Below are 24782 nucleotides of genomic sequence, written 5' to 3'. Positions count from 1 at the left end.
CTCGCGCCGCCCTCCCTTTTCCGTACCGGGCTCGCGGTGTTCGCCGCCCTGGCTCTCACCACCGGGTGCGACGGCCTCGACGACGCCGGTTCCCCGGGGAGCGGGGCAGCGGCGCCGAACGGGCACGCTGTCAGCCCGCTGCAGAACCGGGACGGAACCAAGCCGGGTCTCGCCCTCCTGACGAGCGAGGCAGACAGGGCCGCGGCTCGCGAGCTCATCGAGGCGGTGCCGACAAAGGGGCGGGGGCCGAAGACGGGCTACGCCCGGGACGAGTTCGGCTATGCGTGGATGGACACGGCCGACGGCGTCCCACTGGCGCGGAACGGTTGTGACACCCGCAACGATCTCTTGAAGCGCGATGGCCGGAACGTGCGCTTCCGAACCGGTTCCGACTGTGTCGTCGTCGCCATGACACTGCATGATCCGTACACCGGCAAGACCATTGAGTGGCGCAAGCAGAAGGCCGCCGAGGTGCAGATAGACCACGTGGTGCCGCTGTCGTACAGCTGGCAGATGGGTTCGTCGCGTTGGACGGAGAGCAAGCGCGAGCAGCTCGCGAACGACGCGCTCAATCTGATCCCGGTCGACGGTCGTACCAACTCGTCCAAGGGGGACTCAGGGCCCGCGTCCTGGCTGCCGCCGAACAGGCAGATCCGGTGCGCGTACGCGGTCCGCTTCGCCGAGGTCGCCCTGAAGTACGAGATGCCGGTGACCGCGGCGGACAAGAGGACGATGCTCGATCAGTGCGGCGGCTGAGGACCCGCTGACGCAGCTGTTCGCCCCGGGCGTGGCCGCAGGCGGCGGCCCGCCGGGCGCCCGGCGGGCCCCCTCGGGAACGTCCGGATGAGGTCTGGGTGAACAGTGCCGGAAGGGAGTTTCCTCGGCCCCAAAACCGGGCGGCGGCATGTTTACAGTGCAGCTTCGCCGGTCTTGATGGGGAGAGAGTTCGATGAGCAGTGGTGCAGGGGTTCGAGAACTGGGGGCGGACGCCGCACCGGAACGGGCACCGGCTCCCCGGGGCCCTCGGGACGGCGTCGACGGCACCGCCCCGGTCGTGCTCGACGTGGCCGGTCCGGCGGACAAGAAGCCCCGTGACAACCGCCTGCGCGCTCTCGACGGGCTTCGCATCCTGGCGGCGCTGAGCGTCTGCCTCTTCCACTACGTCGGCAAGGGCCAGGTCGGCCGTGCCTGGGGGGACTCCCCGAAGGAGCTCTTCCCCGACCTCTCCGCCGTGGGGGCCTACGGCTACCTCGGTGTTCAGCTCTTCTTCGTCATCAGCGGCTTCGTCATCTGCATGAGCAGTTGGGGCAAGTCGCTCGGGCACTTCTTCCGCTCCCGGGTCACCCGGCTCTATCCGGCCTACTGGGTCGCGATCGTGCTGACCACCGCCGCCTGCTTCATCCTGCCGTCGGTCTTCGCCCCGCTCCGTCTCGACGAGATCCTCCTCAACTTCACGATGCTCCAGCAGCCGATGGGTGCGGAACGCGTGCTCGGCGTGTGCTGGACGCTCTGGGTGGAGGCGAAGTTCTACCTGCTCTTCGCGATCTTCGTGGTGTGGAAGGGCGTCACCTACCGGCGCGTGGTCATCTTCTGCTGCCTGTGGCTCGTCGCCGGTGTTCTGGCCCGCGTCGCCGACCATCCGCTGACCGACCAGATCGTGATGCGCGACCACGCCCCGTTCTTCGTCGGCGGGCTCGCGCTCTACCTCATCCACCGCTACGGGAGCGATCTGCTGCTGTGGGGCATCGTGGGTGTCAGCTGGGCGTTCGGCGTGCGCTACGCCACGTCCACGCTGTGGGAGAGGAACCCCGATGCCTACCTGGAGAAGAGCCCCTACGTCGTCGCGGCGATCGTGACCCTGGCCTTCGCCGTCGTGGCCGCAGTGGCACTGGGCTGGATGCGGTGGGCCGGCTGGCGCTGGCTGACGTTCGCCGGGGCCCTGACGTACCCCTTCTACCTGGTGCACGAGCACATCGGCTGGTTCGTCATCACCGTGCTGAGCCGCAAGTACCACTTCGGTGCCTGGCCGACACTGCTGGTCACGGTCGGCGCGATGCTGCTGCTCGCCTGGCTGATCCACCGGTTTGTGGAGAAGCCCTTCGGACCGCGGATGCGCCGGATCATGGAGAGCCAGGCCGCTCGGCTGAAGACCCTGGCGCGCTGACGCACGGCGGCAGCAGCCGGGGAAGCCGCCCCCCTCCGGCGGCCTCCCCGGCTCTCCCCCCCCGCTCCCGCCGGCCCGGTCCGGCCCAGGCACCCGCCGCTAGCCGATGTCGGCGATGTCCTTCGCCGCGGGCTTCTTCGCGGCGACCGACTTGTTGAACTCCGCGAAGGTCATGGACATCGGCTGCGTGCCGCCGGCCACCTGGAGCTTGAGCAGGTAGGGCGTGCCCTTGGCGGCCACGTGCACCGTGTACTTCTCGTCGCGGTAGGACTCGGTGAGGACGAGCGTCGGCGTGCCGTTCACCGCCGACTCCCCGCCCTTCCTGGCACTGTTGCTGTCGGCATCGAAGCCGCCGAGATAGGTGTCCAGGTCGCAGAACTCCACCAGGTCCTTGGCGTCCCCGCTCTCGGCGTCGTCCTTGATCCACTTGCCCAGCATGGTCTTCAGGACGGCGTCGGTCTCCTCCTTCGACCGGCCCTCGCCCTCCTTGCGGAGCATCGCCTCGTCGAAGCGCAGGTAGACGGTGTCGCCGGTCTTGATGAGCTCCGTGGTGGCGGCGGCGCCGAAGGATATGGTCCCCGCGCAGTCGCCCTTGGTGTCGACCGCCATATGCGCCTGGACCGGGCCGTCGGCGGTGGTCATGGTGACGCCGAGTCTGAGGGAGGTCGCGGCCTTCGTCGCTTTGACGGCCTTGTTGAGTACTTCCGATCCCGAGAGTTCGGCGTACGGGCCCGAGTCGGTCCTTTCCCCGGCCCCTGCCACGGTGGTGCCGAGAGGGCCGCATGCCGAGAGGCCGAGACCGGTGGCGGTGCAGAGGGCGGCGATGGCGGTGCGCTTCATCCGTACCAGAGCAGTGGAAGACATGGTCGATCTCCGAGATGGTGACTGTGAAGGGGGGAGGGAGCGGGAGGGAGGGGAGAAGAGAGGAGGGAAGCGGGGGACGTCAGAGCTTCAGGTCCCAGACGGACGCGTTGTACTCGAAGCCGGGGCTGATCTCGATCGTGAGGTTCGCGGCGTCGGAGGGGGTGCCGAAGGCCCAGGTGGTCGTCACCTTCTTGCCGGGCAGGACGGTGCCGGTGATCGGTTCGCCGACCTTGCCGTCGTAGATCTCCTCGGCGCTGACGCCGTCCTTGCCGGCGCGGGCTTCCGCGGTGACGAGCGAGGCGTCGAACTTCTCCTTGCCGGCGTTCTCGATCGTGACGGTGACCTGGAACGCCTTGTTGCCCTTGGTGTGTCCGGCCGCGAACTCGCCCGGGGTGTAGGGCTTCGGCTCCGACACCGTGACGGTCAGATCGTCGTCGTAGACAGCCGAGTCGCCGGCGGCGAGCGCCTTGCCGGTGGTGTCCTCGCCGTCCTTCGCCTTCTCCAGGGGCTTGTCGCTGCCCGCGCCGGGCTCCTTCGAGGCGGAGCTGCCGGAGGTGGCCTTGTTGATCTCGTCGACCGCGTCGCCCACGGCCTTGAACGTGATGACCGCACCGACCACGGACAGGACCAGTGACACCAGGCCGAGGACGACGCCGGCGAGCGCGACTCCCTTGTTGGTGGCCTCGCCCCGTTTGACTCTGCCGCGGGCGGCGAAGCCGAGGATCAGCCCGATGAGGCCGAGGATGCCCGCCAGCCAGAAGAAGAACGGGATCACGCCGGACAGGGCGCCGATGATCCCGAGGATCAGCGCGGCGGTGCCGAGGCCGTTGCGGGCGGGGGCCGGGTGGGGCGCGGGCGGCTGCGGCGCGGGCGGCTCGGGAGCGTACGGGGGCTGCTGTGTGTACTCGGACATGGGTGTCCTCCCGGATTGTTTGCGGGTCCGTTGACCGATCCCTTGGAGTGATAGGTCAATAAGAACAGAGCCTGTGAACCGAGTCAACATGCTCCACGGAGGATGGGTGGGCTCACGCTGTGAAGGGATGGGTTTTGTGGGCATCGGTATGCTCGGTGTCACACCAGGGCGGGAAGACGCCGATGACGACGAAGAAGAGGGAGGCCGCCCCGTGCCGGACAACGCCGCAGAGGTGACCGCCGCCGGGATCGCCCGGCTCGCGGGTGTCGGTCGGGCAGCGGTCAGCAACTGGCGGCGCCGGCACGCCGACTTCCCCCGGCCCGTCGGAGGCACCGAGACCAGCCCGTCCTTCGCGCTCGGCGAGGTCGAGCAGTGGCTGCGCGACCAGGGCAAGCTCGCCGAGGTCCCGCTCCGCGAGCGGGTCTGGCAGCAGGTCGCCGCACACCCCGACGGCGCCGTCACCGCCCTCGGCCACGCGGGCTGCGCCCTGCTGCTCGTACGGGACCGGCCCACCGCCTGGCTGGAGCTCGCCGCGGTCTCCGACGAGCACCTGGCGACGATGCTGCCCAAGGTGCTCGAAGCGGTCCTCACCCCGCGGTTCGGGCCGCCCGGCGAGCGTGCCGTGCCCACTCCTGACGCCGCCGCGCTGCGCGGCGCCGTGCCGCTGCTGCGCGGCGCCGTCGAACTCGCCGCCGAGACGGGCGCCCGCCAGGCGTTCGAGTTCCTCCTCGGCCGGCACCTCGACGCCAACCCCCGCCAGTACACGCTCACTCCGCCCGGCCCGGCCGCGCTGATGGCCGCGCTGGCCGGCCCCGCAGCGACCGTGCTCGACCCCGCCTGCGGCACGGGGGCTCTCCTGCGGGCCGCCGCCCGCCCCACCGCCCTGTACGCGCAGGAGGCGGACCCCGATCTCGCGGCGCTCGCCGCGCTGCGCCTCGCCCTCGGCTCCGACGCCGAGGTGCACGTCCGCACCGGCGACTCACTGCGCGGCGACGCCTTCCCGCGGCTGACCGCCGACGCCGTCCTGTGCCACCCGCCGTTCAACGAGCGCAACTGGGGCCACGAGGAGCTCGCCTACGACCCGCGCTGGGAGTACGGCTTCCCGGCCCGTACCGAGTCCGAGCTGGCCTGGGTGCAGCACGCGCTCGCCCGGCTGCGCCCCGGCGGCGCCGCCGTCCTGCTGATGCCCCCGGCAGCCGCCTCCCGCCGCTCCGGCCGCCGTATCCGCGCCGACCTGCTGCGCCGCGGTGCCCTGCGCGCGGTCGTCGCGCTGCCCGCCGGGGCCGCGCCCCCGTACGGAATCCCGCTCCACCTCTGGGTGCTGCGCCGCCCGGCCGCGGCGGAACGCCCCGCCCCCGAGCTGCTGTTCGTCGACACCGCCGAGCCGGCCGGCAGCGGCGGACGCGACAAGCTCGACTGGCAGACCGTGCACCACACGGTCCTCGACGCCTGGGGGCCCTTCGACCGCAGCGGGACGGCCGAAGAACAGCCCGGCGTCAGCCGCTCCGTGCCCGTCATCGAGCTCCTCGACGACGACGTCGACCTGGCACCCGCCCGCCATCTGCCGCCCCCGGCCACCGGCGGGAGCGCCGCCGAACTCACCGGCGTACGGGAGCGGCTGACGGACACCCTGCGCCTCACCGGCGACCTCACGCCGCCACCCGCCGAGCCCACCGGCGCCGGCCCCGCCCGCTGGACCGGCACCACCGTCGGCGAACTCGCCCGCGCGGGCGCCCTGGAGCTGCGCCCCGGCGGCTCCGGCACCGGCTCCGCCCCCGTCCTCACCGAGCACGACGTCCTCGCCGGCACCGCCCCGTCGGGCAGCCTCCCGGACGCCCCCGGCCCCGGCGAGGACCCCGTCGAGCCCGTCCTCCTCCGGGCCGGCGACGTCGTGGTACCCGTTCTCGGCGGTGGTTCGGCCGCCCGTGTCGTCGACGAGGCCACCGCGGGCGCCGCGCTCGGCCGCAACCTCCAGCTGCTGCGCCCCGACCCGGCCGCGCTCGACCCCTGGTTCCTCGCCGGCTTCCTGCGCGGCACCGCTAACAACCGCCAGGCCAGCAGCTACGCCTCCACCGCCACCCGGCTCGACGTCCGCCGGCTCCAACTGCCCCGGCTGCCACTCGCCGACCAGCGCCGGTACGGTGAACGCTTCCGGGCGCTCGCCTCCTTCGAGGACGCGCTGCGGCTCACGGGACGGCTGGGACAGCAGCTGGCGCAGGGGCTGTACGACGGACTGACGGACGGCACGGTCGAGGCGTGAGTCACGCGGCACGCCGCGTGAGGCGTACGGCGTGATCGGTTGGACAACGGTTCGGTACAACCCCCGGGCCGTTGTCGGTGTCGGTGTATACGCTCGAACCTCGTCAGGATCGGTACACCTCTCAGGAGCCCGCATGCACGGCCACGGCTACGCGCCACCACAGCCAGGGCGCCCCGCCGGCAGCACACTGGTCGCGCTGCGCGTGGTCTTCATCTGTCTGACCGTGCTGAGTTGCGGGTTCCTGGGCTGGGCGCCGATGCTGCGGCTCGCGATCGTGACCCGCAGGGCCCTGCACTGGGCGCTCTTCTCCGCGGTGATCGTCCTCAACATCGGACTCTTCATCTTCTTCGGCAGCTCGGTTCCGGAAGACCCGGACAAGGAGCTGAGCGACGCGGCGACGGCGATCGTCCTGACCGGGATAGTCGTCCAGGTCGTCGGCGTCATGGCCTACTACCTGTACGCCGAGATGAGGTACTACGAGACGCTGCCCGTGCCGCACCCGTCTCCTGCTCCCGTTCCGCAGCAGCACATGACCGGCTACGGCTACCCGCCGGTGGCCCAGCCGCCCGTGCCGAATCCGTACGCCCAGCCTGTGCCGCACCCGGCCCCCGCCCCGATCCCGGCCCCCGAACCGCCCCGCCGCATCGACCAGGTGCGCGCCGAGCTCGACGAACTCAGCGACTTCCTCCGCAAGGACCACCGCGCGGACGGCGGTGGCCGGTGAACGGACGGGTCATCGCCGACCGGTACGAGCTCTCCACCGTCATCGGCCAGGGCGGCATGGGCCAGGTCTGGACCGGCTACGACCGGCGGCTCGACCGGCGCGTCGCCGTCAAGCTGCTCAGGCCGGACCACATGGCCGCGGCGACCGCGGCGGACGAGATGCGCCGGCGCTTCGTCCGCGAGTGCCGGGTGACGGCGCAGGTCTCGCACCCCGGCCTGGTCACCGTCCATGACGCGGGCAGCGACGGCGACGACCTGTACCTCGTCATGCAGTACGTCGAGGGCGCCGACCTCGCCGACCACCTCGCCGAGCACGACCCGTATCCCTGGGAGTGGGCCGCCGCGATCGCCGCCCAGCTGTGCGCGGTGCTCGCCGCGGTGCACGCCGTGCCGATCGTCCACCGCGACCTCAAGCCGCGGAACGTGATGGTGAAGCCCGACGGCACGATCACCGTCCTCGACCTCGGCGTCGCCTCCGTCCTGGACACCGACACCACCCGGCTCACCCACACCGGCTCCCCGATCGGCAGCCCCGCCTACATGGCTCCCGAGCAGGCGATGGGCGGCGCGGTCGGCCCCTACACCGACCTGTACGCGCTCGGCGTGCTGCTGCACGAACTCCTCAGCGGGAACGTGCCGTTCGCCGGCTCCACCGCGCTCGGCGTGCTGCACCGGCATCTGTACGAGCCGCCCCTCCCGGTGCGGCAGCTGCGGCCCGAGGTGCCCGAGCGGCTGGAGACGCTGGTGCTGCGGCTGCTGTCCAAGGACCCGCAGCACCGCCCGTCCGGCGCCCAGGAGGTCTACGAGCAGCTGGCCCCGCTGCTGCCGGGCCGCGGTGCGCCGGCACCGCTGGGCCCGCTGGACCCGACCCGGCCCTTCCTGCGCCCGCACGCCCCCTGGCCGGACCGCGCGGCCACTCCGGCGCCGGTGCCGCACCAGGCCACGCCGACGGTGGTCGCGGGCCGCCCGGATGTGGCCGCGGCTGTCGACGAGGTCAAGCGGCTCCTCGGAGAGGGCAGCATCACCCGGGCCGTCGACATCCTCGGTGGCATCCTCCCGGCGGCGGCCGCCGAGCACGGCGAGCACTCACCGGTCGTCAGGATCCTGCGCAAGCAGTACGCGACGACGCTGATGGACGACGGCCAGTACCGCAGGGCCCTGCCCGAACTGCGCCGGCTCGCCGACGACCGGGCGGCCGAGGCGGGCATGGGCGACCCCCAGACGCTCCAGTACCGCTACGACGCGGCACAGTGCCTGGAGCAGCTCGGTGAGCCGGCCGCAGCGCTGGCCGAGTACCGGGCGGTGCTGCCGTACTACGAGGGCAGGCACGTGGCGGGGGCGGACCAGTCACGGGCCTTCGACATCCGGCACCGGATCGGGCACCTGCTGCTGGCGATCGGCGACCACGCGGCGGGGCAGCAGCAGTTGCAGAGTTTGCTCTACGACACGGAGCGCCTGTATGGCCCGGCCCATCCGTCGGCACTGGGCCTGCGCCGTGCGCTGGACCGGCAGCGCCAGTTCCGCCCGGGCGGCTGAGCTCAGGCAGCCCGGAGGACCGCCGTGCCCGCGACCTGTCCCAGAAGGCGCAGGCGGGAGCCGGTCGCGAGGTGCTTGCCGAGGGCCTCGTTGACGCCGGGGCGGGTGTCGTCGGCATGGCCGTCGACGATCACGGCCGCGCCGTCCGCGGCGAGCTCCGCGGACCATTCGAGGTCGGCGAGCACGGCATCGACGGAGGGGTCGCCGGCGATGACGACGACTCCGTACCGACGGTCGGAGACGGCGTTCCGGGGGGCGGCGATGCGCGCCTCGGCGGCCGAACGGCCGCCGCACAGCGCGAGGTTGACGCGTACGGCGTCCTCGCGGACCGGGCCCGTCAGCGGGTCGGCGGCCGTCAGCGGGCCGACGGCCGTCAGTCGGGGCTCGACGCCCGCCCGGTGCAGCATGCGCAGCAGACCCGACGCGAACAGCCCGTGTCCGGTGCCTATTTCGAGGACATCGCCGTTCGGCGGGGCCAGCAGGGGAACGGTCGCCAGCTTGCCGCACACGTCGGAGGTCGAGCCCGGCATGGAACCGATCCCCAGTGCCTCCAGGGCCACCACCGTGCGGTAGGCGACGGTCAGTTCGCTGCGGGCGTGGGCGTCGGACGCGCCCGTCACCGTGGTCACTTCCCGCACCAGCGTGTCCAGCTGGGTGGCGGTGGGCATCCGGTGGCCGTCCCGCCCGGCGTGGTCGAGCAGCAGCCCCAGTCCGTAGCTCTGCCGACGCAGGTCGGCCACCTCGTGGTGGAGGGCGTCGAGGTCGGACTGCAAGGCCGTCGTGGCGCGCTCCAGGCGCTGTTCGACCAGCGTGAACGCCGGACGCAGCACCCGCTTCGCCAGCCGGTTGCTCAGGAGGGAGGGCATGGTCGGGAGCGTACGCGGCACCTCATGCTCGGCGGACGGCCAAAGGGTTCTGTACGGGTGAAGTCTTGGTGGCCGGACGTCGACGCGTTCGCGCGTGCCCGCACCGTCGGCAGCGCCGCGACGGCGATGAGAACGAGCAGCGCCGCGCCGCCGACCGCTGCTCCGGCCCGTAGCCCGGGCGGCCGGAAGGAGCAGTCGACCGTGGTCGTGCGCCCGTCGAGCGGGACGGCGACCAGGCCGAGGTGGCCGCCGGCCGGGCGGCCGTTGCAGCGCCAGCCCGCGATACGCGGGGCGGCGAGCACCGCGGTACCGGTGGAGCCGGGCGGCAGTGCGGCCCGTACGCCGTCGTCGCGGACGTCGACGGCGACCGCGCCCGTCCGCTTCAGCTGCGCCACGGCGGCGGCGAGCCTGTCGCGGTGCAGACAGCCCCCGCTCCAGCCGTGCGGTGCGACGCCCCGGGCGAAGGCGATCCGCGAGCCGGGACCGGTCGACGTGCCGAGCGGGGTCATCGCGGCGCGCACGCCCCGCAGGGGCTCGCCCCTGAGCCGCACCGGTGGGCCGTCGCCGCGGCGGGCCCAGCCGGTGTAGTCGGGCGCGAAGACGAAGACATCGGTGCCCGCGGGGCAGACCCCGTCCTCGGGGGCCGTGTACACGGATGTGCCGAGCAGCAGCTCCTGGTTGCGGAAGGGGGAGTGACCGAAGCGCGGTCCGGGGGCGCCCCCGGGGCGGTCCGGGCGGACGGTCACCAGCGGCGGCACGCCGCCAGCCGGCCGGACGACGCGTACGTCGTCGCCGTCGGCCGCCGCGCGCACCCGCGCGCCGACCGAGAAGACCGCGTCGGTGACCGGGTTGTCCAGACTCTGCACATTCCGGCCCCGCGAGGTCCAGCCGGCGCCGAGCGCGGCCATGGTGCGCGTGAACACCGCGGGCGTGTGGCTGCTGTAGTAGCCGCCGCCCTCGCCGCCGACCAGGAGCGGGTCGTTGCCGGTGAGCTGGATTCGGCCGGGGTCGGTGCGATGGCGCGGCCAGCCGTCGGCGCGCGCCACCGCCGCGGCCCGGGCGTCGTGCGGGGAGCCCCAGGGCGGATAGTCGTCCAGCCGGCCGAGCTTCTGCCGGTCGGCATAGGCGACGGTCGCCGCGGCCTGGCCGACGAGCGCGCCGCACATCAGCAGCGCGGCCACGGCGGCGTACCCCCCGCGCGCCGGCCGGCGCCGCGCCAGGACCAGCCCGCCGCCCGCACCGGCCAGCCCGGCGAGGAACAGCGGCAGCGACCACTCGGCCGCCAGCTCACTGGTCGCCGCGGCCGCCGCGAGCACCGCGAGGGCTCCGGTCCCGGCGAGCAGCGCCCGCGGCCCCGGCCAGTCCTGCGCGAGACACGTCCAGGCCGCGATCACCAGGATCCCGGCGAGGACGAACGACTGGCGGTACGGGCTGCCGTTGGGCGTCGCGAAGACGTGCCACGCCAGATGGCCGGGCTCCCACTGCATCGACAGGACGACCGCCACCGCGAGCCCGGTCCATCCCAGGCGCTCGCGCCGCTCCACGCCCCGGTGGAAGGGCAGGGCGGCGACAAGCAGCAGTGCACCCGTCCCGAGGAAGACGGCCGGGCTGAAGAAGCTGTACGTCGCCGGGAGGGCGCGGGCGATCACATCGGTCCACCCTGTCGGGGTGAACTGCCGGGTCCAGCCCGGGTGGGCGTGCTTCGAGCCCTGGAGGACGGGCAGCAGCACGGGAGCGGCGAGGGCGGTCCCGAGCAGCGTGGTCCCCGCCGCCCGCAGCAGCGCCCGCCCCCGGTCCCGCACGGTCGCCTCCTCGTCCAGGAGCAGCCGCAGCAGCAGGACGAGCGCGGCGCCGATCGTGGCCATGTAGGCGGTGTAGAAGTTGGCGGTCCAGGCCGCGGCGACGACCACCACGGCGAGGACGGGCCGCCGCCGGGCCCGTGCCCACTCGCCGGTGAGGCAGAGAAGCGGGAAGGCGATCAGCCCGTCCAGCCACATGGTGTTGTAGGCGGCCTCGACGACGGACCAGCCGCACAGCGCGTACGAGGCGCCGAGCACGCCCGCCGCCCACCAGCGGCCGCGGGGGCCGGGGTTCCGGTTCAGCGCGAGCAGCAGCCCCGTCATCGCGGCCGCGGCCGCGGCCATCTTCAGGACGGTGATCACGTACACCGCGAGGTCGATGTCCTCGCGCGGGAAGACTCCGACGAGCAGCGAGAACGGGCTGCCGAGATACGTGCCGAGGTCGGGCAGGAAGCTCATGCCGTAGCCGGACTGCCAGTTGAGGAGCAGCCCGCCCTCCGCCCGGCCGTGCAGCAGGTCCCACAGATGCGCGTGGAAGGGGACGAACTGATTGCCGAGGTCGTTGACGCTGCGCGTCCTCGGGCCGAAGGGAAAGCTGCGGGCGACGGCGTCGCCCGTGCACACGGCGGCGACCGTGAGGAGCGCGGCGAGGACGGTCGCACGCGGGGCGCTCGCACGCGGTTCGGCCGCACTCGGTTCGGTCGCACACGGGGCGGTGGCGCGCGGTCCGGTCGCGGGGAGGCGGGCTGCGGGGACCCGCACGGGATCGAGGCTGGGCATGGTTATTCGAATATGGCAGGACCGGCTGCCGGTTCGGGCCGTTGCAGGGCCCTTTCATCACAACGTGGTCCCTGCGTCATGGAGTGAATCCGGTCGCCCGTGGATATGGGCTACTGTGCCTCCGTGCTGATCTCGATTGTCGTCCCGTGTTTCAACGAAGAGGAGATCATCGGCCGTTTCCACGAACGGGTGACGAAGGAACTCTCGTTTATCGGGCAGGATTTCGAACTCGTTTATGTGGACGACGGAAGCCGTGACCGCACGCTCCCTCTCCTCGAAAAGATCGCCGCCGACGACTCCCGCGCCCGCTACGTCTCGTTCAGCCGGAACTTCGGCAAGGAGGCCGCCATGCTGGCCGGTCTCCAGCACGCCGGCGGCGACGTGGTGGTCATCATGGACGCCGACCTCCAGCACCCGCCCGAGCTGGTGGACCGCATGCTCCGCCTCCACCGGGAGGGGTTCGACCAGGTCGTCGCCCGTCGCACGCGCAAGGGCGACCGCGTCACCCGCACCGTCACGGCACGCGCCTACTACTGGCTCATCAACCGGCTCGTGGACGTCGAACTCGTCGACGGGGTCGGTGACTTCCGGCTGCTGTCGCGCCGCACCGTGGACGCCGTCACCGGGCTGAGCGAGTACAACCGGTTCTCCAAGGGCCTGTTCGCCTGGGTGGGATTCCGCACCACGACCTTCGAGTACGAGAACGCGGTGCGTGAGCAGGGCCGTTCCAAGTGGAGCTTCGGCAAGCTGCTCAATTACGGACTCGATGGGCTGCTCTCGTTCAACAACAAGCCACTGCGTGCCGCGGTCTATCTCGGTCTGGTGCTGCTCTCGGTCGCCATGGCGTATGCGGCCTGGATCGTGGGGGCGACGCTCGTCAACGGCGTGAAGACCCCCGGTTATGCCACGCTTCTGGTGACGGTGGTCGCCCTCGCCGGAATTCAGATGGTGATGCTCGGAGTGGTCGGCGAATACGTCGGCCGCATCTACTACGAGGTCAAGCGCCGCCCGCACTATCTGGTGGCGGCGACCAACGCGAGCGTGCCGCGGCGGCGGGGCTGGCACCGCACCGAGGAGGATCCGGGGGAGCTGCTGCGGCGATGACGGTCCGCTGGCAGCTGGTCCGCTTCGCGCTGGTCGGCGCCGTCAACACCGGTACGTACTACGGCTGCTACCTGTCGCTGCTGACCTGGCTGCCGTACATCGCCGCGCATGTCGCCGCGTGCGTGCTCAGCATGACGGGGTCGTTCTTCCTGACCTCGTACTTCACCTACCGCACCCGCCCCACCTGGCGGAAGTTCCTGCTCTTCCCGCTCACCAACGCCGCCAACTTCACCATCACCACCGGCGGTGTCTGGCTGCTGGTCGACGTGGGCGGCTTCAGCGACCGCTGGGCGCCGCTGGCCGCGGCGTCCGCGGCCGTCCCGATCACGTTCGTCGTCTCCCGCACGATCCTGCTGGGACCGGAGCGCCCGCCCGCCGGCACAGCGGCGGACGGGCGCGGGGACCGGGGCGGCGCGGCTCAGCGCAGCCGCCGTACGACCTTCCGCACCGTCGCGCCACGCCTTGGCCGCGTCCCGCCAGGCAGCCCGAGGCTGCCGAGCCGGCGCCGCTTGAAGTACCGGGGCAGCTCGGCGGGCGGCAGCCCGTCGAGCAGCTCCTGCGCCTCGTCGCGCAGCTCGGGGTAGAACGTGGACTGCATGCAGTACCCGACCGCCCGCACCAGCGGGCCGATGTCCTTGCCGAAGTCCAGGACCTTGCCCGCCCGCTCGTCGTGCTCCAGGTCGGGCACGAGCGCGTCCACGACGGTCAGCGGCACACGGTTGCTGTTCTGGTACGGCGCGATCCGCTCCAGCAGCAGCTCCGTGCCGACCCGCGCGGCCGGGATGCCGTAGAACGTCGCCGCCGTGAGCAGCGCCGTCGAGAAGCACGCCACGACGAGCTCGGGCCTGGCCTGCTGGTAGAGCGTCTCGGCGAGGACCGGCTCGCGCAGCACCTTCAGCGTGATGCCGAGCTCGTCCGCGGCCTTCTCCAGCGCACGGGTCGAGTCGCCCGGGGCGCTCGGGTGCGGCTTGAAGGCGACGGTCCGGTGACCGAGCGCCGCGGCCCCGCGCACCATGCGCAGATGCAGGTCCTCCTCCTCCTCGCGGCTGATCAGGTCCAGCGCGGAGAGGTACTGGCCGAGGACGAGCGCGGTTCCGGGCTCCTCGCCGACCGTGACACCGGCGCTGATCCCGCGCAGCACGGAGAGGAACTCCGGGTCGGGGACGGCGACCGGCTCGACGCCGTACTCGGAGAGCAGCATCGGGCGGAGCCCCGGCACCAGCTCGAGGTGGATCAGCCGCTTGATCCTGCTGCTCATGGGCAGCGGGATGCGGTTGCGGGTCGGGCCGTAGCTCATCAGCCCGTCGGCGTACACATGGATCGGGCTGTCCGCGAAGATCGCGGCGATCGCCCGGGACGGATTGGCCTGGATGGACTCGCAGGCGATCTCGACCCGGTCGTCGCCCAGGTCCCAGGCGAGCCGCAGGGCCTTCTCCCAGAGCGGGTTGTCCTGGGCGCGCGGGGACCAGCCGACGGGGTGGTGCGGGCGGATCGCCTCGTTCCACGAGCGGACGGCGTCGAACTCCGGGCGCAGCGCCTCGAAGCCGGCCATCCGGTCCAGCGGGGTGCCGAGCTCGGGCGCCGGCGAGGTGTCGCTGACCACCAGTATCCGGCGGTGCTCCTCGCGCGGACCGAAGAGCCCGGCGCGGATGGCGGCGGTGATGGTCGCCGCGGCGTACTGGGTGGCGGCGCAGAAGATCTGGGTGGTCACGCGGCGGCCTTCCGGAGGATCGAGCGCCGCTCGTCGTCCAGGCCGACAAGGGCCTTGTCGAGCTCGTCGGCGGAGATGCGTCGCAGGGCGTTACGGGTCATTTCATCGAGCTTGCGGGCGAGGGGGCGCTCGAACCGGCCCCGCTCCATGAGCTGGTGGGCGATCACGACGGAGTAGCTGCGGATGGCCTTGGGGAGCAGCCGCGCCGCCTCGGGGTCCTCCCGGACCTCGCTGAGCACCTGCTCGAAGGCGCGGATGAAGTCCAGCTGCCGCGCATCGCCGATCTGGGTGAGGGAGGTGGCCACTCCCCGGCGGTAGAAGATGCCGTGCAGTGACACGACGGCGTACGACTCGGCCAGCCGGTGCAGCTGCCAGATCCACGGCCGGTCCTCGGCGGTGCGCAGCCCGTCGGTGAAGCGCAGCATGCCCCGCTCCAGCAACCGGGCGTCGTAGATCCCGGCCCAGGCGTACGGGTAGTCGACCATGGAGGTCTCGCCGATCGGCAGGATCGACGACCGCGGGTCGAGCACCTCGTTGCGCCGGCCCTCCGGCGCCCGCTCCAGCATCCGGTCCACGCCGGTGACCTGTACATGGTCGGTTCGGACGAAGTCCACGCCGAGTCGCTCGATCGCGTCGACGAGCCCGGTCAGATGCCCGGGCCCCAGCCAGTCGTCGCCGTCGAGGAAGGTGATGAACCGCCCGGTCGCCCGGTCGAGCCCGGTGTTGCGCGCCGATGCGAGGCCCTTGTTCTGCTCGTGTCTGACGACGGAGCTGTTCGGGAGTCCGGGGGCGAGGGCGGCCAGGGCCTCGGGTGTGTCGTCCTTCGAGCAGTCCTCGACAAAGATGAACTCGAAGTCGTCCCGGGCGTTGTTCACCAGTCCTGTGACGGTGTCGGCGATGTAGCCCGAGATGTTGTAGCAGGGGACGATGACGGAGAGCGTGGTCACCGGTCGACCCTATGGTCGGGCAGGGGGCGGGTCTCTGTCCTGGACACGGGTGCCGGGTGAACGGGAGGTGAGCGTCGTGTGGCGCCGTCGCTCCCGCACCCGGCGGCCTCCCGGATCGTTGGCCGAATCAGTGGTACGGAAGTAGTGGCCTGGATCACGCCGACTGCCTACCATCGATCACCGCAAGGTCTTTGTGCACCGCGTCACAATCGCACCGCGTCACAATCACCACCGCACGCCGGGAGGCCCCTTTGCACCGCCGCCGTCGCACCGCGCTCGCCGTCTCCGCCGCGCTCGTCGCCGCGGCGCCCCTGCTCGCCGCCTGTGGCAACGAGGCCCATCCGGGCGCCGCGGCCGTCGTCGGCGGCGACCGGATCGAGGTGGCCGCGCTCCAGTCCGAGGTGAAGGACGTCCGGGCGGCGCAGGAGGCATCGCCCCAGTCCGCGCAGCTGATCCAGAACACGGGGCAGCTGAGCCGGGCGAAGCTGCACGGGATGATCCTCGACCGGGTGCTGGAGCAGGCCGCGCAGGACGCCGGCGTGACCGTCTCCCGCAAGGAGGTCCAGGACGCGCGGGCGGCCGCGGCGCAGCAGTCCGGCAGTGAGGAGCAGCTCGCCGCGATGCTGCTCCAGCAGCGCGGGGTCGCGCCGGGGCAGATCGACGTGGCCGTGCGCGAGGAGGTCCTGCTGACCAAGCTGGCCCAGGCGCTGGGCGCCGATCTCACCACCCCGCAGGGCCAGCAGAAGGTCGGCGCCGCGCTCTCCGCCGCCTCGAAGGCGCTCGACATCGACGTGAACCCGCGGTACGGCAGCTGGGACGACACGAAGATCCAGCTCGGCGACTACAAGGCCCCCTGGATCACCCAGGTCACCAAGGAGCCCGAGGCCATCCAGGCCGGAGGCTGACCGCCCGGCCCCCCGACGTAAGGTCGAGGCGTGAACGCTGAAGCCGTCGAAGTCCCCGTCGGGCCCGGCCGTATCGTCCTGGTCACCGCCAGCCACCGCGTCGCGCCCGGGCTGCTGTCCTGGCCCGCGTGGCAGACGCTGCACGGCGCCGACCGCGTGCTGTGCGCCGACGGAGGTCACGTCCAGCTCCCTTATCTGCGGGAGGCGGGCGTCGGCGTGGAGATCGCCGCGCCGACCGCGCAGGAGCTCGTCGACGCCTGCGCCGGAGGCCGGACGGTCGTGGTCCTCGCGGCCGGCGAGGGCGACCGGGGCCTCACCGACGGACTGGCGCGCATGGCCGGCTCGGGGCGGGTGCAGATGCCCGACCTGGAGCTGCTGCCCGGCTCGTACGACCTCCCGGGAGCCCGGCTCCTCGACCTGGTGCAGGTCATGGACCGGATCCGCCGTGAGTGCCCCTGGTCCTCGCAGCAGACCCACAAGGGTCTCGCCAAGTACGGCATCGAGGAGGCGTACGAACTCGTCGAGGCCATCGAGGACGGCGACCGCGACGAGCTGCGCGAGGAGCTCGGGGACGTGCTCCTCCAGGTGGTCTTCCACGCCCGCATCGCGCAGGAGGCGAGCGAGGAGGAGGGGGACGAGCCGTTCTCCATCGACGACGTGGCCGGGACGATCGTCGACAAGCTCATCCACCGCCACCCGCACGTCTTCGGCGACGAGCACGCCGAGACGCCCGAGGACGTCAAGGCCCACTGGCTGCGCACGAAGGCGATCGAGAAGCAGCGCGACTCGGTCACCGACGGCATCCCGCTGGGGCAGCCCGGCCTCGCCCTGGCCGCCAAGCTCGCCTCCCGCGTGCGCACGGCCGGGCTGGACGTCCCACTGCCGTCCGGTGACGGCGAGCACGCCGTCGGGTACGAGCTGCTGGCCATGGCCGTACGGGCCGAGGCCCACGGCCAGGATCCTGAGGCCGCCCTGCGCGCCGCCGCCCGCGCCTACCGGGACGCGATCCTGGCCATGGAGAACGGGGCCTGACGACCGGGGCCCGTCAGTCCTGCCCGTCCCGCCGCCTGTCCACGGCGGTGAGGTCGATCTCGACGGGGAACGGGACGTCGACCTTGAGCCTGTTGTGGTGGATGCCGGTGACGGCGTAGGAGTTCGTCGCCGGGTCGAGTTCGTACACGTACACGACGGGCAACCCGTCGTTCTTCTCGACCCGCCAGAAGTGCCGGATCCCGGCGGCGGCGTACTTTCGGGGCTTCAGCTCGCGGTCGCGCTCCACGGACTCGTCGGAGACGATCTCGACGGCGAGCAGGATGTCAGCCGGTGCATACCAGGTCTGCTCGGGCCCGCCCAGGGCACTCTCCCGCACCACCATGAGGTCGGGCTCCGGCCGGTCGCGCTTGCCGAGTTTCGTGGTCATCTCGCGGATGACGTAAAGGTGCTCCGGCGCCTGCTGCACCAGGGCGTTCTCCAGCAGGCGCAGTGCGGCCATGCGGAAGAAGGTCTGCGGGCTCACGAAGAACAGTCCCCCGTCGATCAGCTCGGTGTGCGGCGGGAGACCCTTGATCCGGTCGAGGTCGTCCGCTGTCCACCCACCGGCCGGCGGCATCGGAAAGGCGTACCGCTCTTCCGTGTCGTCCTGCTCGTTCCGCTGGTCTTCGGCTGCGGCACTCATCAGCGCTCCCATGCGACGGAGTCTGGCGCGTACCGTCAGCGTACCCAGGGGGAATACCGAGGCATCCGCCGAACGAGTGATCCAGCCGCGGCGCGTTACCGTCGTGCCATGCACGACCAGCCGTCCCGCATCCCCGAACCCCCTCCCCTCTTCACCTGGGAGTTCGCGACCGACCCCTACCCCGCCTACGCCTGGCTGCGCGAGCACGCGCCCGTGCACCGGACTCGGCTGCCCAGCGGGGTCGAGGCGTGGCTGGTGACCCGGTACGGGGACGCCCGGCAGGCGCTCGCGGACCCGCGGCTCAGCAAGAACCCGGCGCACCACGACGAGCCGGCGCACGCCAAGGGGAAGACGGGGATCCCGGGCGAGCGCAAGGCGGAGCTGATGACGCATCTGCTGAACATCGATCCGCCCGACCACACCCGGCTGCGCCGCCTCGTCTCCAAGGCGTTCACCCCGCGCCGTGTCGCCGAGTTCGCCCCGCGGGTGCAGGAGTTGACGGACCGGCTCATCGAGAACTTCGCGGCGGACGGAACCGCCGACCTCATCCATGACTTCGCCTTCCCGCTCCCCATCTACGCGATCTGCGACCTGCTCGGCGTTCCCACCGAGGACCAGGACGACTTCCGGGACTGGGCGGGGATGATGATCCGTCACGGCGGCGGTCCGCGGGGCGGGGTGGCGCGCTCGGTGAAGAGGATGCGCGGCTACCTCGCCGAGCTGATCCACCGCAAGCGCGAGGAGCCGGGGGACGACCTGATCTCCGGGCTGATCCGGGCCAGCGACCACGGTGAGCACCTCACCGAGAACGAGGCCGCCGCGATGGCCTTCATCCTGCTCTTCGCCGGTTTCGAGACCACCGTCAACCTCATTGGCAACGGGGTGTACGCGCTGCTGCGGAACCCGGAGCAGCGCGCCCGCCTCCAGACGTCCCTCGCCGCCGGCGACAGCGCGCTCCTGGAGACCGGTGTCGAGGAGCTCCTCCGCTACGACGGACCCGTCGAACTCGCCACCTGGCGGTTCGCGACCGAGCCGCTCGCCCTCGGCGGGCAGGACATCGCCGTGGGCGATCCGGTCCTCGTCGTCCTCGCGGCCGCCGACCGCGACCCGGAGCGGTTCCCCGACCCCGACGCGCTCGACCTCGCCCGCAGTGACAACCAGCACCTCGGCTACGGGCACGGCATCCACTACTGCCTGGGCGCACCGCTCGCGCGTCTGGAGGGGCAGACCGCGCTCGCGACTCTGCTGACCCGGCTGCCCGACTTGCGGCTTGCGGTGGATCCTTCCGATTTGCGGTGGCGTGGGGGACTTATCATGCGCGGATTGCGCACTCTGCCCGTTGCCTGGGGGTCTGGGGACGTCCCCCAGGGAATCAAGAACAGCACCCCCGAAACCATCTGACGCCCCGTCAAGGCTGTGACTTTTACGTGATCTGCGCTGCATCGGCTTGTGACAGACGTTCGACTGCGGCTACGTTCACCGACGACTCAGCAGTCGCCAGCAGTCGTCAGCAGTCACACGAAAGGCCAACCGCATGCGCTCCGGGAACGGTCGGCACCGCCGCCCCCGTCAGGCCCCCGCACTCGTTGTCGCGGCAGGGGTGACTGGATCGGCCATCGCCATCCCGCTGCTCGGCGCGGGCTCCGCCTCCGCCGCCGACACCGCCACCTGGGAACGGGTCGCGGACTGCGAGAGCGGCGGCATGTGGAGCGCCGACCTCGGCAACGGCTACTACGGGGGGCTGCAGTTCTCGCAGGACACCTGGGAGGAGTTCGGCGGTACGGCGTACGCGCCGCGCGCCGACCTCGCCAGCCGCTCGCAGCAGATCGCGGTCGCCGAGAAGGTGCTCGCCGCCCAGGGGCCGACGGCGTGGCCGAGCTGCGCCCTGCTGACCGGGCTCGTGGTCGACGAGGCCAAGGGCAAGGCCAAGGCCGACACCGGCGCCGCCCCGAGCGCCACGGCCGATGCGCAGGACGGCGAGGCCGGGCAGGTGGACCCGCCGACCTTCGGTGACGGGGCCGACGCCTCGTCGCCTCCTTCGTCCTCCGGTTCGCCGGCCCCGGCGCAGTCCTCGGACCCGGCGGCGGCTCCCTCGGGGTCAGGGTCCACCGCCCCCGGCTCCGACTCCGGCGCGACCGGCGATGCGGAGGCCGGCGGTTCCGGCAAGCATCGCGGTGCCGCCACCGACGAGGCCGGCAAAGCGGGCGAGTCGGCTGATACGGGCAATTCGGGCAATGGTCGTGATTCCGGTCGTCATGCCTCGCGGGGTGACGGATCGGCACGGGACGACGCCACCGCGGAAGATGAGTACACGGTCCGCCCCGGCGACAACCTCTGGGCCATCGCGGACGCGAACGAGGTGCCGGGGGGCTGGCCCGCGCTGTACGAGGCGAACGAGGAGACCGTCGGCTCCGACCCCGATCTCATCCTTCCCGGTCAGAGCCTCGACCTCGGCCTGGGGCAGGGGCAGTTGACGGAGTAGCCGCGAGGCGATTCGCTGGCTTATGTCCGGTTCTGCGCAAGTGAGACATGAGTCTCTTCCGATCAACTGGCGTGTCTCATCGGTCAACTCCGGTCATCACGCCTCTCACCTGCGAAAACGGACAACTCTCCCCGTCAAATAGGGGTGATTTCTCCCCGATGTTCGGCTTTGAACATCGGGGAGGAGTGCGTTTACGGTCTGAACCGCTCGCCAACGCGGGCCCCGACGACCGCACGCCGAATCCTGCCGGCGGCCGGCGGGAACAGTCGACGCGCAAGCGCCGTAGGCAGGAGCGGGGGACCCAGGTAAGTGCCGTACCCGCCCGACGAGGACGGGAACGGCTTGGGGTGAAGTCACGCAACTCGCGTGGCCGGGCACTCACTTGGCCCGAACCCGACAGCTCACCTCGCAGGCGTCGGTGAGGGGATACTCCATGCTGCTTTCCGGCAAGGGCAAGCACCGTCGCCCGTCCAAGGCCACTCGTATAGCCACGCTCGCCGGCGTCACCGGCGCCGCCGTCGCCGCCCCGCTGATGGCCTCCGGCACCGCCTCCGCCGCCACCGCCTCCGAGTGGGACGCCGTCGCCCAGTGCGAGTCCGGCGGCAACTGGTCCATCAACACCGGCAACGGCTTCTACGGCGGCCTCCAGTTCTCCGCCTCGACCTGGGCCGGGTACGGCGGCACGGCGTACGCCTCCACCGCCGACCAGGCCACCAAGGCCCAGCAGATCGAGATCGCCGAGAAGGTCCTGGACGGTCAGGGCAAGGGCGCCTGGCCGCACTGCGGCGTCGGCCTCTCCAACGCCGCGTACACCGGCGGCGGCGCCGAGGCCCCGGCCTCGAAGCCCGCCGCCCCCAAGGCGGAGGCCAAGGCCGAGACCCCGGCTCCGGCCCCGAAGCGCGCCGAGACCCCGGCCCCGGCCCCGAAGCGCGCCGAGGTCCCGACCACCCGCTCCGAGCGCCCGGCCGCCGCCCCGGTCAAGAAGGGCGACGGCGAGTACACGGTCAAGGCCGGCGACACCCTCAGCAAGATCGCCGAGGCCGAGAAGGTCGAGGACGGCTGGCAGAAGCTGTTCCAGCTGAACAAGGACATCATCGACGACGCGGACGTCATCCACCCGGGCCAGAAGCTCCACCTGAGCTGACCCCCCGGGGCGCACCCCCGTCCCCCCGTCCCCCCGGCCTTCCCCGGCCACTCCAGCCACCCCGGCCCGGCGCGCCTTCCCCCGTGCGTGCCGGGCCGGGGTTTCTGTCGCTTTCCTTCCCTTTTTCGTCCCACGGGGCGGGCAGCGGCGGTCCGCCGCCCCCGGGCCGGTTAGGCTCATGTCGCAAGGCGAAGCGACCCTGCACCGACCCCGCACCCGCCGGGGTCACCCTTAGCGTCACATCCCAGAAGGAGATGCTCGTGCCGTCCATCGACGTCGTCGTAGCCCGGGAAATCCTGGACTCCCGAGGCAACCCCACGGTCGAGGTCGAGGTCGGCCTCGACGACGGCAGCACCGGCCGTGCTGCCGTGCCCTCCGGTGCTTCCACCGGTGCGTTCGAGGCCATTGAGCTCCGTGACGGAGACCAGAACCGCTACCAGGGCAAGGGCGTCGAGAAGGCCGTCCTCGCCGTCATCGAGCAGATCGGCCCGGAGCTCGTCGGTTACGACGCCACCGAGCAGCGCCTGATCGACCAGGCGATGTTCGACCTCGACGCCACCGACAACAAGGCGTCCCTCGGCGCCAACGCCATCCTCGGTGTCTCCCTCGCCGTCGCCCACGCCGCGTCCGAGGCGTCCGACCTCCCGCTCTTCCGCTACCTCGGCGGACCCAACGCGCACCTGCTCCCGGTGCCGATGATGAACATCCTGAACGGCGGCTCGCACGCCGACTCCAACGTGGACATCCAGGAGTTCATGATCGCCCCGATCGGCGCGGAGTCCTTCTCCGAGGCGCTGCGCTGGGGCACCGAGGTCTACCACACCCTCAAGAAGGTCCTGAAGCAGAAGGGGCTCTCCACCGGCCTGGGCGACGAGGGCGGCTTCGCGCCGAACCTCGACTCCAACCGTGCCGCCCTCGACCTGATCCTCGAGGCCATCAAGGAAGCCGGCTACGCCCCCGGCAAGGACATCGCGCTTGCGCTCGACGTCGCTGCCTCCGAGTTCTACAAGGACGGCTCCTACGAGTTCGAGGGCAAGTCCCGCTCGGCCGCCGAGATGACCGAGTACTACGAGGAGCTCGTCGCCGCCTACCCGCTGGTCTCCATCGAGGACCCGCTGTTCGAGGACGACTGGGCCGGCTGGAAGGTGCTCACCGACAAGCTGGGCGCCAAGGTCCAGATCGTCGGCGACGACCTGTTCGTCACCAACCCGGAGCGCCTGGCCCGCGGCATCGAGGACGGCGCGGCCAACGCCCTGCTGGTCAAGGTCAACCAGATCGGTTCGCTGACCGAGACCCTGGACGCCGTGGAGCTGGCCCAGCGCAACGGCTTCAAGTGCATGATGTCCCACCGCTCCGGCGAGACCGAGGACGTCACCATCGCCGATCTGGCCGTCGCCACCAACTGCGGCCAGATCAAGACCGGCGCCCCGGCCCGCTCGGAGCGCGTCGCCAAGTACAACCAGCTGCTGCGCATCGAGGAGATCCTCGACGACGCCGCGGTGTACGCGGGCCGCTCGGCGTTCCCGCGGTTCCGCTTTGCGGACCATTAAGCACAGCAAGGGCTGAGCCGGGTAGCCCGGTAGACCGGTAGTTACGTACGTCCCCGCACTCGGTCCCGTACCGTGTGCGGGGACGTACGCACGTGAAGGGGAGACGCGCACATGGCCAGGGACCGGTTCTCCACCGCGACCCGGCTGCGGCTGCTCGGTGAGCAGACCGCCGCCCGCGTCTACCGTTCGCAGACCCGCCGCCAGGCGCGCCGCTCCCGGCTCACCGGCCGGGCGGCCTTCCTCGCGCTCGTGGTCTGCTCGATGATCGTCGCGCTCGCCTACCCGATGCGGCAGTACGTGTCGCAGCGGAACGACATCGCCGAGCAGGAGCGGCTCGCCGAGGCCGCCCGCGAGCGGGTGGAGCGGCTGCGCGACGAGAAGGCGCGGCTCCAGGACGACGCGTACGTCATGCGGCTGGCCCGCGAGCACCTGCACATGGTCCTGCCCGGCGAGACGGGCTACATCATGATCGACCCGGAGGCCGCCGAGCGGCACCGCGCCGAAGAGGGCGGTGTGGACCGCCCCTGGTACTCGAACGTCTGGGACGGCGTGGACCACGCGGACGCCGGCCGCTAGGTCGTGTCTTCAAAGTCCCGTCTGCCCGGCGGCGTCTGGCACGCACCCTCGCTGCGTTGTCGTCGGTCGCCTATGCTCCGCATGGACTCCCTCCTCCGCCTTGCGATCGCACGCACCAGACGCCGCCGGCCCCGCCCTTCGGGCGGACGACGCCACTTTGAAGACACTCCCTAGCGGACGCCGCCGGCGGACGAACACGGACAACGAAGAGACAGACGTACGGAAACATGGACACGCCACCTCCCACGACCGAGCACACCCCGCCCACCGAGGCGGACATCGCCGCCTTCCAGGACCAGCTCGGCCGGCCGCCGCGCGGTCTGCGCGCGATCGCCCACCGCTGCCCGTGCGGCAATCCGGACGTGGTGGAGACGGCACCGCGGCTGGAGGACGGTACGCCGTTCCCGACGCTGTACTACCTGACGTGTCCGCGGGCGGCGTCCGCGATCGGCACGCTGGAGGCGAACGGCGTCATGAAGGAGATGACCGAGCGCCTGGGGACCGATCCCGAGCTGGCGGCCGCGTACCGGGCGGCGCACGAGGACTACATCGCCCGGCGCGACGCGATCGAGGAGCTGAAGGGCTTCCCGAGCGCGGGCGGCATGCCGGACCGTGTGAAGTGCCTGCACGTCCTCGTCGGCCACTCGCTGGCGGCGGGCCCGGGGGTGAACCCGCTGGGCGACGAGGCCATCGCGATGCTGCCGCCATGGTGGGCGAAGGGCCCGTGTGTGTCGCCGTGCGTGGACGAAGCCTGACCGAGGCCCTGTCGGACCCTGCCGGAGC

Annotated in this window: 21 protein-coding genes, 1 pseudogene and 1 riboswitch; of the genes and pseudogenes, 15 read left to right on the top strand and 7 right to left on the bottom strand. The window is 71.7% G+C overall.

Features of this window, described 5'->3' with window-relative positions:
• The first annotated feature begins 36 nt into the window (after positions 1-36).
• Together KK483_RS13680 and KK483_RS13675 are read left to right on the top strand one after the other, a co-directional pair.
• Positions 37-756: an HNH endonuclease family protein gene (locus tag KK483_RS13680; protein WP_262009474.1), complete on the top strand. Its 720-nt coding sequence runs from the start codon at positions 37-39 to the stop codon at positions 754-756.
• A 193-nt stretch (positions 757-949) separates the two neighbouring features.
• Positions 950-2164, top strand: coding sequence for an acyltransferase (locus tag KK483_RS13675; protein ID WP_262005502.1), 1215 nt, complete (start codon positions 950-952; stop codon positions 2162-2164).
• A 99-nt stretch (positions 2165-2263) separates the two neighbouring features.
• Here the strand turns inward: KK483_RS13675 and KK483_RS13670 are convergent, their stop codons facing one another.
• Positions 2264-3028, bottom strand: coding sequence for a hypothetical protein (locus KK483_RS13670; protein WP_262005501.1), 765 nt, complete (start codon positions 3026-3028; stop codon positions 2264-2266).
• A 79-nt stretch (positions 3029-3107) separates the two neighbouring features.
• A complete protein-coding gene (locus KK483_RS13665) occupies positions 3108-3941 on the bottom strand; it encodes a DUF4352 domain-containing protein (RefSeq protein WP_262005500.1) in 834 nt (277 codons plus the stop codon).
• A 211-nt stretch (positions 3942-4152) separates the two neighbouring features.
• On the opposite strand from KK483_RS13665, the gene KK483_RS13660 reads away from it, so the two are divergent.
• The 3 genes from KK483_RS13660 (at position 4153) to KK483_RS13650 (ending at position 8460) form a co-directional block, all read left to right on the top strand.
• Entirely contained in the window at positions 4153-6201 is a 2049-nt protein-coding gene (locus KK483_RS13660) for an N-6 DNA methylase (protein ID WP_262005499.1), read from the top strand.
• A gap of 133 nt (positions 6202-6334) precedes the next feature.
• Positions 6335-6925 carry a hypothetical protein gene (locus KK483_RS13655; protein ID WP_262005498.1) on the top strand — a complete coding sequence of 197 codons (591 nt, stop codon included), beginning with the start codon at positions 6335-6337 and terminating at the stop codon, positions 6923-6925.
• Positions 6922-8460, top strand: a complete 1539-nt coding sequence (locus KK483_RS13650) for a serine/threonine-protein kinase (RefSeq protein ID WP_262005497.1) — start codon at positions 6922-6924, stop codon at positions 8458-8460. The genes KK483_RS13655 and KK483_RS13650 overlap by 4 nt, the downstream gene beginning before the upstream one ends.
• A gap of 2 nt (positions 8461-8462) precedes the next feature.
• Here KK483_RS13650 and KK483_RS13645 read toward each other — a convergent pair whose 3' ends face one another.
• Together KK483_RS13645 and KK483_RS13640 are read right to left on the bottom strand one after the other, a co-directional pair.
• A complete protein-coding gene (locus KK483_RS13645) occupies positions 8463-9326 on the bottom strand; it encodes a class I SAM-dependent methyltransferase (protein WP_262005496.1) in 864 nt (287 codons plus the stop codon).
• On the bottom strand, positions 9311-11905 hold the full coding sequence (locus KK483_RS13640; RefSeq protein WP_262005495.1) for a YfhO family protein: 2595 nt from the start codon (positions 11903-11905) through the stop codon (positions 9311-9313). The genes KK483_RS13645 and KK483_RS13640 overlap by 16 nt, the downstream gene beginning before the upstream one ends.
• 123 nt (positions 11906-12028) lie before the next feature.
• Between KK483_RS13640 and KK483_RS13635 the strand changes: the two genes are divergently transcribed.
• Together KK483_RS13635 and KK483_RS13630 are read left to right on the top strand one after the other, a co-directional pair.
• Positions 12029-13009, top strand: coding sequence for a glycosyltransferase family 2 protein (locus KK483_RS13635; protein ID WP_262005494.1), 981 nt, complete (start codon positions 12029-12031; stop codon positions 13007-13009).
• A pseudogene (locus KK483_RS13630) lies at positions 13006-13383 on the top strand (GtrA family protein); the annotation flags it as partial. The gene KK483_RS13635 and the pseudogene KK483_RS13630, both read left to right, overlap by 4 nt.
• Positions 13384-13427: 44 nt before the next feature.
• On the opposite strand, the gene KK483_RS13625 reads toward KK483_RS13630, so the two are convergent.
• On the bottom strand, positions 13428-14720 hold the full coding sequence (locus KK483_RS13625) for an alpha-2,8-polysialyltransferase family protein (RefSeq protein ID WP_262005493.1): 1293 nt from the start codon (positions 14718-14720) through the stop codon (positions 13428-13430).
• A complete protein-coding gene (locus tag KK483_RS13620) occupies positions 14717-15667 on the bottom strand; it encodes a glycosyltransferase family 2 protein (protein ID WP_262005492.1) in 951 nt (316 codons plus the stop codon). The genes KK483_RS13625 and KK483_RS13620 overlap by 4 nt, the downstream gene beginning before the upstream one ends.
• A 251-nt stretch (positions 15668-15918) precedes the next feature.
• Here KK483_RS13620 and KK483_RS13615 point away from each other — a divergent pair, with 251 nt between their 5' ends.
• On the top strand, positions 15919-16572 hold the full coding sequence (locus KK483_RS13615) for a SurA N-terminal domain-containing protein (RefSeq protein ID WP_262005491.1): 654 nt from the start codon (positions 15919-15921) through the stop codon (positions 16570-16572).
• A gap of 30 nt (positions 16573-16602) precedes the next feature.
• Positions 16603-17604: a nucleoside triphosphate pyrophosphohydrolase gene (locus tag KK483_RS13610; protein ID WP_262005490.1), complete on the top strand. Its 1002-nt coding sequence runs from the start codon at positions 16603-16605 to the stop codon at positions 17602-17604.
• A 13-nt stretch (positions 17605-17617) separates the two neighbouring features.
• On the opposite strand, the gene KK483_RS13605 is transcribed toward KK483_RS13610, so the two are convergent.
• Entirely contained in the window at positions 17618-18247 is a 630-nt protein-coding gene (locus KK483_RS13605; RefSeq protein WP_262005489.1) for a Uma2 family endonuclease, read from the bottom strand.
• Positions 18248-18355: 108 nt separating this feature from the next.
• Between KK483_RS13605 and KK483_RS13600 the strand changes: the two genes are divergently transcribed.
• The 6 genes from KK483_RS13600 to KK483_RS13575 all read left to right on the top strand — a co-directional run bounded on the left by KK483_RS13600 (position 18356) and on the right by KK483_RS13575 (position 24754).
• Positions 18356-19648, top strand: coding sequence for a cytochrome P450 (locus KK483_RS13600; protein WP_262005488.1), 1293 nt, complete (start codon positions 18356-18358; stop codon positions 19646-19648).
• A gap of 133 nt (positions 19649-19781) precedes the next feature.
• Positions 19782-20729: a transglycosylase family protein gene (locus KK483_RS13595; RefSeq protein WP_262005487.1), complete on the top strand. Its 948-nt coding sequence runs from the start codon at positions 19782-19784 to the stop codon at positions 20727-20729.
• Positions 20730-20997: 268 nt separating this feature from the next.
• A riboswitch (cyclic di-AMP (ydaO/yuaA leader) is annotated at positions 20998-21159 on the top strand.
• Positions 21160-21162: 3 nt separating this feature from the next.
• Positions 21163-21873: a transglycosylase family protein gene (locus KK483_RS13590; RefSeq protein ID WP_262005486.1), complete on the top strand. Its 711-nt coding sequence runs from the start codon at positions 21163-21165 to the stop codon at positions 21871-21873.
• A 260-nt stretch (positions 21874-22133) separates the two neighbouring features.
• Positions 22134-23423 carry a phosphopyruvate hydratase gene (eno, locus tag KK483_RS13585; protein WP_262005485.1) on the top strand — a complete coding sequence of 430 codons (1290 nt, stop codon included), beginning with the start codon at positions 22134-22136 and terminating at the stop codon, positions 23421-23423.
• A 111-nt stretch (positions 23424-23534) separates the two neighbouring features.
• On the top strand, positions 23535-23999 hold the full coding sequence (locus tag KK483_RS13580; protein WP_242337437.1) for a septum formation initiator family protein: 465 nt from the start codon (positions 23535-23537) through the stop codon (positions 23997-23999).
• 227 nt (positions 24000-24226) lie between these two features.
• Positions 24227-24754 carry a DUF501 domain-containing protein gene (locus KK483_RS13575; protein WP_262005484.1) on the top strand — a complete coding sequence of 176 codons (528 nt, stop codon included), beginning with the start codon at positions 24227-24229 and terminating at the stop codon, positions 24752-24754.
• Positions 24755-24782: the final 28 nt, after the last annotated feature.

The sequence above is a fragment of the Streptomyces sp. FIT100 genome, from assembly GCF_024584805.1.
In the GTDB taxonomy this organism is placed as follows: Bacteria; Actinomycetota; Actinomycetes; order Streptomycetales; family Streptomycetaceae; genus Streptomyces.
This window is presented reverse-complemented; position numbering and strand designations above follow the sequence as displayed.